Annotated in this window: 9 protein-coding genes; 3 read left to right on the forward strand and 6 right to left on the reverse strand. The window is 53.1% G+C overall.

Features of this window, described 5'->3' with window-relative positions; translation table 11 throughout:
• Positions 1–435: 435 nt before the first annotated feature.
• From murA to L5470_RS10100, 3 genes are read left to right on the forward strand one after another with little or no spacing between them, the layout of a single operon-like run.
• Positions 436–1,758 carry a UDP-N-acetylglucosamine 1-carboxyvinyltransferase gene (murA, locus tag L5470_RS10090; RefSeq protein ID WP_099798937.1) on the forward strand — a complete coding sequence of 441 codons (1,323 nt, stop codon included), beginning with the start codon at positions 436–438 and terminating at the stop codon, positions 1,756–1,758.
• A gap of 36 nt (positions 1,759–1,794) precedes the next feature.
• Entirely contained in the window at positions 1,795–2,115 is a 321-nt protein-coding gene (locus L5470_RS10095; RefSeq protein WP_499499791.1) for an Hpt domain-containing protein, read from the forward strand.
• Positions 2,116–2,120: 5 nt separating this feature from the next.
• The gene (locus tag L5470_RS10100) at positions 2,121–2,819 is read left to right on the forward strand and encodes a DUF1995 family protein (protein ID WP_499499793.1); all 699 of its coding nucleotides are present in this window, start codon (positions 2,121–2,123) and stop codon (positions 2,817–2,819) included.
• 258 nt (positions 2,820–3,077) lie between these two features.
• Here the strand turns inward: L5470_RS10100 and casA are convergent, their stop codons facing one another.
• The 6 genes from casA to L5470_RS10130 form a co-directional block, all read right to left on the reverse strand.
• On the reverse strand, positions 3,078–4,421 hold the full coding sequence (casA, locus tag L5470_RS10105; protein WP_499499794.1) for a type I-E CRISPR-associated protein Cse1/CasA: 1,344 nt from the start codon (positions 4,419–4,421) through the stop codon (positions 3,078–3,080).
• Positions 4,405–5,211 (reverse strand): DEAD/DEAH box helicase, encoded by an 807-nt coding sequence (locus L5470_RS10110; protein WP_499499796.1) that lies wholly within the window; start codon positions 5,209–5,211, stop codon positions 4,405–4,407. Before L5470_RS10110 ends, casA begins: the two co-directional genes overlap by 17 nt.
• A gap of 9 nt (positions 5,212–5,220) precedes the next feature.
• Positions 5,221–6,099 carry a CRISPR-associated endonuclease Cas3'' gene (locus tag L5470_RS10115; RefSeq protein WP_499499798.1) on the reverse strand — a complete coding sequence of 293 codons (879 nt, stop codon included), beginning with the start codon at positions 6,097–6,099 and terminating at the stop codon, positions 5,221–5,223.
• Positions 6,096–6,998: a helix-turn-helix transcriptional regulator gene (locus L5470_RS10120; RefSeq protein ID WP_499499800.1), complete on the reverse strand. Its 903-nt coding sequence runs from the start codon at positions 6,996–6,998 to the stop codon at positions 6,096–6,098. The genes L5470_RS10115 and L5470_RS10120 overlap by 4 nt, the downstream gene beginning before the upstream one ends.
• Before the next feature lie 458 nt (positions 6,999–7,456).
• The gene (gene acnB / locus L5470_RS10125) at positions 7,457–10,063 is read right to left on the reverse strand and encodes a bifunctional aconitate hydratase 2/2-methylisocitrate dehydratase (RefSeq protein ID WP_499499802.1); all 2,607 of its coding nucleotides are present in this window, start codon (positions 10,061–10,063) and stop codon (positions 7,457–7,459) included.
• Between the two features lie 184 nt (positions 10,064–10,247).
• Positions 10,248–10,344: transposase (locus tag L5470_RS10130; RefSeq protein ID WP_499499810.1), on the reverse strand; the 97-nt coding region annotated here is incomplete at its 5' end.

Here is a 10,344-nt window from a genome sequence, read left to right on the forward strand (position 1 = left end):
TCTGCACATTGAACCAATCTATTCCTCCTGTTCCTTAAGTTTTTCTCTATTATGGAGCATCTCACCCCTAGGCGTGATCGAAGCATTTTGTGCAAGTTGCCGCAATCGCGGTCACACCTTAGTTAGCTATCAAGCGGGGGCGTTGCTTTTCGGGTTTGAGTCTTTTGCCGCCCTCACCCTAGCCCTCTCCCAAAGGAGAGGGAACAAGACTCTTAGCTCCCTTCTCCCCAAGAAGAAGGGTTGGGGATGAGGGAATTCATAGCCACAGTCAGCAACACCTAAGCGGGCAGCGCCGCGCCTACAAGTCGCCTGCAAGTATAGTAGTAGTTTTTAGGATAATAGGGGTGCCTTGGATAAACATGCACCCACTTGTGAATAAAATCCGCACCTATACGCTATAATCCTTGGGAATTCTTTTGGCTGTGAGAGTGAATTATGCGAACCTCGACCGCAACACTGCCGACAACAGATCAGACAACAGATCAAGCGTACCTAAAGATTCAAGGAGGGTATCGGCTATCGGGCGAGGTAAAAATTAGTGGTGCCAAAAACTCTGCCTTGGTACTGATGGCGGGGGCTTTACTGGCTGCGGATACAACCATTTTGCACGCTGTCCCCGACTTGGCAGATATTCGCCGCCTTGAGGAAATTTTACAAGCCCTCGGGGTTAAGGTACAACGGCTAGGGGCAGAAACAATTGCCATTGATGCCACAGACCTGAATACGAACGATCCCCCCTATCGCCTTGTGAGCCAGCTCCGTGCTAGCTTTTTTGCTATTGGTGCGTTGGTGGCACGACTAGGAATTGCACGAGTGCCTCTGCCCGGTGGCTGCGCTATTGGGGCGCGTCCTGTGGAGTTGCACGTGCGCGGTTTGCAAGCGTTGGGTGCAGAGGTCACCATTGATCATGGTGTGGTCACCGCCAGTGCAAGCAAACTCAAGGGAGCACGGATTTATCTTGACTATCCGAGTGTGGGTGCCACCGAGACATTAATGATGGCTGCCACCCTTGCAGACGGGGAAACCACCATTGAGAATGCAGCCCAAGAGCCGGAAGTAGTTGATCTAGCTAACTTCTGCAATGCCATGGGTGCAAAAATTTATGGCGCTGGCACAAATTCAATTACTATTGTTGGTGTCGATCGCCTTCATGGTACCGAGTATCAAATCATTCCCGATCGCATTGAAGCGGGTACCTTCTTGCTTGCGGCGGCAGTGACACACTCTGCCATTACCTTGGCACCGGTTATTCCTGCTCACCTGACCGCAGTAGTGGCCAAACTTGAAGACATGGGGGGCGTGATTACGTTTCCCGATCCCACTCGGGTTCACTTTTCACCGGCTCATCGCTATCGGGCTACGGATATTGAAACCCTACCTTACCCGGGATTCCCAACGGATATGCAAGCTCTTTTTATGAGTTTGCTGGCCATCAGTGAAGGGAACAGTTTAGTCAGCGAAACGGTGTTTGAAAATCGTTTTGGCCATGTTGCTGAGCTAAACCGGATGGGTGCCGATATTCGTGTCAAGGGTAACCATGCAGCAGTGCGGGGCGTTCCCTTTCTGTCGGGGGCACCAGTAACGGGTACAGATTTACGCGCCACAGCAGCTTTAGTGATTGCCGGCTTGGCGGCTCACGGCGAATCCCAAGTCTATGGGTTGCAGCATCTAGATCGCGGCTACTGGCAACTCGAGGCTAAGCTCCGTGGGTTGGGCGCACACTTAGAGCGCTGTGTCCCCATTGCGCCAAAGGGTTAAAATAATCACGAATGACCCTGTTTGGAATGTGGATGGATGGCATCACTCATTGATTGGGACTATTTAGCAGCACTATCAGGGGGCGATCGCGACTTTGAGCAAGAACTCTTACAAACTTTTGTTGAAGATGCCCAACTCCGCCTAGCCTCCCTAGCGGCCGCAGTGGCTAGCGGCAATTTGGATCAGGTGAAGCGCGATGCCCACCACCTCAAAGGATCAAGCGGAAATGTTGGTGTGACCGCCATCCAAAACATTGCCGCTCAACTGGAGCAACAGACGACCTTAGCGGCGGCACAACCCCTTGTAGATGAACTCCAGCAACTCTATCAGGCTGTTGTGAGCGAAGTAGCGGCTTAGTATCCATGAACTGGACCCCACCCGATAGTTTGGCCACAGCGATCGCCCAAGCACAGCAAGCCACCACCCATGCCTTGGCAGACGGTAAGACGCGTCTTCAAATTGAGGTGGTGTTACCAGATCTCAGCCCAATGGCTCTTGCGCACGATTACCTACCTCTCTTTAGCGAGTTAGGCGCGGATCTCAAGGTTTTTTTTGCGGATGCTGGGGCGGCTGCCTTAGCACGTCGTGAATGGGGGAATCCTAGCTATAGTGTTCGGGGGGTCAATGAGTTGATAACGCCCGTCGCACCGAGCGATCGCGCCGTGATCATTGTTGCGCCTACCCCGGTGGAAGTGACCACGATCGAGCAAATGTGTTTAACTGCGGGCGATCGCCCCTTTATTTTGCTGAATCCAAAGTTACAGGATGTGGCAGTCGTGGGGATTGGCTATGCGGGACGACAACTGCGAGAGCGGTTTTTGAATACACTGGAACTTTGCTACTATCTGCGCCCCCTAGCAGAAGAAATAATTCTGTGGCGGTGTTACCCCCAACCATGGCAGATTTGGCAGTACAGCCCCCTAGGCTCCACCTGCCTAGCTGAATTTGACCAACGTCCTAGTGGCGAGGCCATTGAACGTGCCCTAGCTGCTCAACGTGGCCGCTCCGGTGAAGGTTTTGTTAGTCGGTTGAGACGATTTTTGCGAGCACTACAAACGTGAGGCGGCTCGTGTGCATGGGAATTACCGAAAAGCGCCATAAAGCCCCTAGCTTTAGCAATGGGGATATAAGGCGCAAGCTGTTTTATCTGCCCCAATAGACTCATGCTAGTTAGAGAAGCCAAGCTAAAGGGGACACAGGCGTCATATCAAGCTCTAGATGAAGTCATCCGTACGGCACAGTTTATAAGCGAAAACCGCTGCCCACAGCTCGCCCATCATATTCGTGGCGTGTCTGGGTTTTGGTCATGAATTAGGCTCCTAATTAGCAACTTTTTCCTTTTTCTTGGCGGCGCTTTTGGCTTTCTTGGCTGCTTTCTCCTCTGGGCTAGCCCGCAGATCAGCTAGTTTCCGCTCTAGGGCACGCAGGGCAGCGGCTCTGGCTTGGTAGTTACGAATGGATGCAATCGACTCGGTAAAGGCATTGCGGGCAGCGGTTTGCACCGTCTGCATCCATGCGGGCAATTCTTTGAAGCCGTAGCGGGTGATGCCATCGGCTCCGGTTTGGCTGTCTCGGGGGAGGGCATCGAGCAGGTTTAGAAAGGCGCGATCGAGGGTCGCCCAGTAGCGAGATTCCCCATCGAGGGCACTGGCCAAACTACCTGCCTCCCCATACTGGAGGACGTCTGCTAGGGCGAAGTAGGGGCTACCCTTGAAGGAGCGGAAGATTTGTTGATGTTCTTCGGCGATCGCGATCGCTTTCTTCAGCACCGTCGCCAATTCTGTATCCGTCACATATTGAATGGGTGCAGAAAACTGTTCCCAACTCCAGCCTAAAGGCTTGGCCTTATCGGCACTGAGGCCAGAAATTTGGAAGGTCACGACATCATCAGCCAAGTCCTCTGCTTTCAGATCAGCGAGCCAATCCACAATGCGGGGGCGATGTTGCGTTTCTGCCGTGAGTAAAAACGCATCCGCATTGCGCCACAACTGCTTACTGAGAGACAACCGCACGGGCTTGTTGTCACGGTAGGCAACTCCACATTCCCACTGCTGGGGTGAGACCTTATCGGGCAAAGCATTTCCCATCGTGATTGCCAACTGGCTGACCTTACCGTTTTGGGCAAACAGCCGTAATCGTCGCCACGGAAAGGTGAGGTAGCTGATGTAGCCATGGGGGGTTGCTTCCTTGGGTTTGCCGCCATAGCCCGTCTCCCAAGCGGGCAGATCCTCTCCGGTGACCACACTGGGTATTTCGGCTGTGGGGTCGTAGCGCATCAGGTTAAACAACAGGGTTTGCTTCAAGGTGCTGCCCCGCACTAAGACATTAGCAACGTTGATTGTTGGTGTATTCACTGCTGAGCGGTTACCACTGGATTGACCGACGTAAAAGGCGCGCAGGCTGGTGATATCCACACCTTGAAGTCGCACTAGCAACCGAGCGGATTGGGGTAGAGAGAGGCTATAGCCGCTCCACTCGTGCTCATGGGAAAATACCTCGGAGGTACTCATCGTATGGATAGCGTAGATGGGAACGGCTTTATCTAGCGGCAAGATTGGGTCTTGCATGAAGGGATAATCCGGGTCGAGTAGGTCAAAGCGATCGCGCCATTGGTTGAGGTAGGCGATCGCCCCCTGGCCGTTATCGTCACACGCCACCCTCATGGCTGAGCACTTGGTGCAGTTCTGCGGGCCATTCGTCGTCGCTGACCCAGCGAATCGCTAAGGCCCGGCGAACGTGGTCTGAGGCGGCAAAGGTCTGGGCTACGGCTGTTCCATTGGAGAACGCGGTAATCCGAGGGTAGGGAGCCTCTGGTAGAGGCGGAACGGGCTGATTGCACCCCGTGGCGTAGGCGGTGAGCAAGCGTTGGCGGGTGGTGGCAGGTAGGGTCGCAGAGAGGGCAATCACTGGAGAACCCAGCACCGCTGCCCATTCCAGAAATCGCTCTAGCAGGGTACTGGTGTAGAGGTCATAGGCGTGAATCTCATCCAAAATAATGGTGCGCCCGGCTAAGCCAAAGAGGCGGACGAATTGGTGGCGCGATCGCACCACCCCCATTAAGCCCTGATCCAGCGTGCCCACCCCGTAAGTACTGAGTAAGGTGCGTTTCCGCGCCGTGTGCCACTCACTGGCAAACMCCCCCCGCCCCTCCTCGTCATAGACCTGATCTAGGCGACAGACGGTTTCTTGGTACTCGCCTTTTAGTGCCGCTGCACTATGACTGAGGGTAAGGTTCACCACCTCATCGGGGTAACGCTTTTGCAAAAACGCCCGCACTCGCTCAAACATAGCGTTACTGGTGGCTTGGGTGGGCAGGCCGATGTAGAAGCCCCCTGCTTGGGTCTGGTGTTGCAGACAATCCGCGAGGTACAGCGCCACTTCCGTTTTGCCCTCCCCCGTCGAGGCTTCCACCATCACTAAACACTGCGGTGTCAGAGTCTCCGTGAGCTGCATTGCGGCATCCTAGAGAGGACGCGGATCAGTGATGAAGGAGAACAGTTCGGTAAACGCTAAAGGCTTTCCGGTTTCCAGTTGTCTCCAGCCTTGGGCTTTGAGGGCTTGCTTGGCTTTCTTGGCTAACCCTGTCTGGTACGTTTCAAATAGCTCGTCATTGGCATAGGGAAAGCCCACGTTCTCGTCAGGATTTGAGGCAATCCAGTCCGATACAGTGGTGAGGCCTGCCAAAATCATGGCGGCAGCGTTATCGCACTGATTGGGCAGATCTTCGGGAGTGAGTTGCACAAAGCCTTGAAGCTGCTGAAAAATGCTGAGGCTGTGCTGTCGCCATACGCTACGTTCATCGGTACCAGCGATCGCACTATCCAAAGCATCAATCTCTTTCTGGGCCGGGAAAAACCCGTGGTGCCCACCGACGATAGTACCGAGTTTCCGCGCCAATCGCTTGGCATGGCGCTCAGACAAATCTCGACCGACTCCAATATCAATAAGAAAATTTGGCAGCGTTGCCGCGGTTACTGTTCCATGAGGAGCATTCTGAGGTTTTTGCCGCTCACGGGGTAGAGAAGACCAGCAATCGTAAAGAGTTTCTCCCGCCAGAAGTTTGCCAACTTCACTCACTTGAAACTGAAAGGCAGGGCTGACTTTGCCCAAGTCATGGCTACCCGCCATAAAGCCACAAAATCGCACTAAAGATTCATCGTCCGGCAAGCCCAAGCCATTGGCAAGGCGCTGACGCGCAAGCGGACTGAGGTAAGTTCTGACAATTTCCATTGCTACTGCTGCTGTATCTGCCAAATGACAAATCACTGGATGGTACTTGGGTTGCCCATCCTGCCGCAGTTCTCCTTGGCCTGTCTTGGCCCAAAACTTTGGCTGACTCATTCCCCGGCCTCTTCGTTAGCATAGCGATCGCTCATGGCCTGTATCTCCTCCTTCACCATCTTCACCAACGCCGGTGGCTTCAGCACCCGTGCCCCTCTGCCATAAAACAACACCCACCGTTTCACTTCATTCAGTCCCCGCGCCACAAACCGCAGCGTTAGCGATCCATCGGCGTGTTCCTCAATTTGCTGCGTTGGATGCCAGCGGCGTTCACGAATGTAGGGCGCAGTGGGCGGATCATACCAGATAACCATTTCTTGGGGGACACCCCCCACCTCATACTGAAACACCGATGCAAAATGAGCCTCGCGGTCAAAGGTGGGGTTAACCTCAAACTGCTGATCCAGCAGCTGGATGGCCTGAATTCTGTCAACGCGGAACCAGCGCACCTCTTGCCGCTGATGGCACCAGCCCGTCAGGTAGGGATTACTGCGTGAAAAATGGAGGATGTAGGGATCGACCTCGCGCTCTGACACAGGTTTGCCGGGGGTAGCATAGCGCATCCACACCCGCCGCTTATGCTTGCATGCTTGTTCCAACGTCTGCCAAATAGTTGGGTCTAAGTAAACCTCTGCACCTGAGCGAACCATCACCGAATCAGCGACAATATTTTGTAAATCTATCCAAGTTTTTTCAGGTAAACGTTGAGCAAGCTGACGAATCGCTGACTCAAGCTGATCTCGATACGCTGAACCACTATACGATGCCAGCATTCTGGCACCTAAGGTGAGGGCAAAGAACTCTCCTTGAGATAAGGGAATAAAGGGTAAACGCCAGTTTGGATCTGTGTAGTGAAATCCTTTTTTGGCAGTCCAACTGATGGGGGCATCAAAGCGATCGCGCATAAATGCGATGTCATTACGAATTGTGCGCTCTCCCATACCAACTTCAGTTGCCAAAATTCCTGTGGTACAGCGCTTGCCTGAACGAATGAGTTCATCAATTTTGAGAAGTCGCTCTAGTTATCGAGACATAGGTCTTTGTAACTGTATGAACTTATAAAAAACTTATAGAGATAATAGCAACCCTACCCGGCAAAATAGTTGCCGCCTTAGAAGAACGCAATAAATTATGGTTAAGTTTTTTTATCAAGTTTTTTTATCGAAGTGTAGGCAAAAGGTAGCAGAGCAGGGGAGCATGTCACTTTTTGAGAGAAAAGGCGGGTCAAGGTGCCCATTCAAAAGCCTATGACTTTGTAAACTTCAACAATTTTCGGGAAAGGTTGTTAGCACGAGTGTTGAATTTGGTAAAGAAAGACAGAAAAAAGTAGCCAAGCTGCGATGATTTGGCTACAAGTAAAACAAACTATAGCGATTCTTGCGCCTGTTTTATTATCAACTGAGCAAGAGATACCTGACTACCCTCCAACGCTTGCCATGAGTTTCTCCTCTTCAGCTATGGAAATTAAGCGACCTTGGTTTTCGTAGTCAGGAATTTGATCAAAGTAGAGGTAGCGGTATATATCAGCAGCTAGCGGATCAATTTTACGGGTAACAATCTCTAAGTATTCCTCACGAGTGGGGATGCGCCCCAACAGTGCGCAGACTGCCGCCAGTTCTGCTGAGCCTAAATAGACCCTTGCCCCCTTGCCCATCCGGTTATTGAAATTGCGGGTTGAGGTAGAAAATACCGTCGTATTATCTGCAACCCGCGCTTGGTTCCCCATACACAGCGAGCAACCGGGCATTTCCATCCGTGCCCCTGCTGCTGCAAAAATACCATAGTAGCCTTCTTCCCGGAGTTGCTGCTCATCCATACGAGTGGGGGGCGCAATCCATAGGCGTACCTTGACTGCCCCTTCTCCTTCCAGCACCTTGGCAGCAGCGCGATAGTGGCCAATATTGGTCATGCAAGAGCCAATAAAGACTTCCTGAACAGGGTCACCCGCACACTCGGACAAGGTTTTAATATTGTCCGGGTCGTTCGGGGCAGCCACTAATGGCTCACGAATTTGATCAAGATCCACCTCAATCACATCAGCATACTCTGCATCTGGATCCGCCGCGAGGAGGGTGGGGTTAGCTAACCACTCTTCCATCCGTTTCACCCGCCGCAAAATTGTCCGCGGATCGCTGTATCCCCGCGCCACCATGTTTTTCAAAAGCACAATATTGGAGCGCAAGTAGGTGGCCACAGTTTCTTCGCTGAGTTTAATGGTGCAACCCGCCGCCGATCGCTCCGCGGTGGCATCGGTGAGTTCAAAGGCCTGCTCCAGTTGCAAATCTGGCAAGCCCTCCATTTCCAAAATCCGCCCAGAAAAGACGTTTTTTTTGTTTTCCTTGGCAACAGTGAGCTTACCCTGCTGAATTGCTACGTAAGGAATGGCATTGACAATATCTCGCAAGGTTACCCCCGGTTGCAACTGCCCCTTAAAGCGCACTAGCACCGATTCGGGCATATCTAGGGGCATCACCCCCAAGGCTGCGGCAAAGGCCACCAAGCCAGACCCCGCAGGGAAGGAGATCCCCAAGGGAAAGCGCGTGTGGGAGTCACCTCCGGTGCCCACCGTATCCGGCAGGAGCATCCGGTTGAGCCACGAATGGATAATGCCATCTCCCGGACGTAGGGAGACACCGCCCCGCGAGTGGATAAAGTCCGGTAGTTCTTTGTGGGTTTTGATGTCCACCGGTTTAGGATAAGCAGCGGTGTGGCAGAAGCTTTGCATGACGAGATCGGCACCAAACCCCAGACAGGCTAGCTCTTTTAGCTCGTCGCGGGTCATGGGGCCTGTGGTATCCTGAGACCCCACTGTGGTTATCACCGGCTCGCAATAGGTGCCAGGGCGGACACCGGGTAGCCCACAGGCTTTGCCAACAATTTTTTGAGCCAAGGTGTAGCCCTTCGTACTCTCTATGGGGGCAGCAGGACGGGTAAAGAGGGGGCTGGGGCCGAGTCCGAGGGCTGCTCGCGCTTTATCAGTGAGGGTGCGGCCAATCAGCAGGGGAATGCGTCCCCCCGCCCGGACTTCATCGCGCAGGGTATCGGGCTTCAGGGAAAAGGTGCTGATCACGTCACCCGCTGCATTTGTGATTTCGCCCTTGTAGGGATAAATCGTAATTACATCTCCCATGGCCATAGCGGTGACATCGCACTCAATGGGCAAGGCACCAGAGTCTTCCATGGTGTTAAAGAAGATGGGGGCAATTTTGCCACCCAAACAAACTCCCCCAGTGCGCTTGTTAGGGACGTAGGGAATATCGCGGCCAATGTGCCAAATAACCGAGTTGGTGGCAGATTTACGCGAGGAGCCTGTACCGACCACATCCCCAACGTAGGCTAGGGGGTAGCCTTTTTGTTTAAGGTCAGCAATAATCTGCAATGCGCCCGGCAAGCGGTTTTCGAGCATGACGGTGGCATGCAGGGGAATATCGGGACGGGTGGTAGCGTGGGGGGCAGGGGATAGATCATCGGTATTGGTTTCACCAGGTACCTTGAAGACGGTGACGGTAATGGCCTCTGGCAGTTCAGGACGGCGGGTAAACCAGTCGCCATTAGCCCATGATTCCATGACGTGACGGGCATGGGCATTGCCCTGCTGCATCAGGTCTTGAACATCATGGAAGGCATCATAGACCAAGAGGGTCTGACTAAGCGCCTGCGCGGCGGCGGCAGCTAATTCACTGTTTTCATGACCCAAGAGGGCAATTAGCGACTGTACGTTATAGCCCCCCAGCATTGTGCCAAGGAGTTCAACGGCAGCAATGGGTGAAATTAAGGGACTGTGGAGTTCGCCGTTGGCGATCGCCGTTAGAAAGCCTGCCTTAATGTAAGCTGCCTCATCAACCCCGGGAGGGACGCGATCGCGCAGTAGATGGATAAGATAGTCTTCTTCTCCTTGAGGAGGCTGTTGTAGTAGATCACAGACCGCTGATACCTGTGCTGCCGTTAGGGGTAGGGGTGGAATTCCAAGGGCGGCACGTTCATCAGTATGCTGGCGGTATTGATTCAGTACAGTTGTGTCCACAGTCCTGTGACCTCGATAAACGGCAAGCAGATGCCTAGGAGTCTGCTCCTTAAGAGTTTAGATCTAGATTATAAATTTGGCGACTCGCTCCTATACATTATATGGAGTGATGTGGGCGGGCTAAAACCCCTCCGCTTTAGCGAGGGGATACAGCCAACTCAGGGGGCTTTAGCCCCTAGTAAGGTCAATTACTCTTGCCCTGAGCTTCAATGTAGCGCTGAATTGTTTCGCTGCTAACATTGCCAGCCGTTGAGACAAAGTAACTGGATGTCCACATGGAC

Origin of the sequence: Synechococcus sp. PCC 6717, from assembly GCF_022698185.1 — a bacterium.
Lineage (GTDB): Bacteria > Cyanobacteriota > Cyanobacteriia > Thermosynechococcales > Thermosynechococcaceae > Thermosynechococcus > Thermosynechococcus lividus.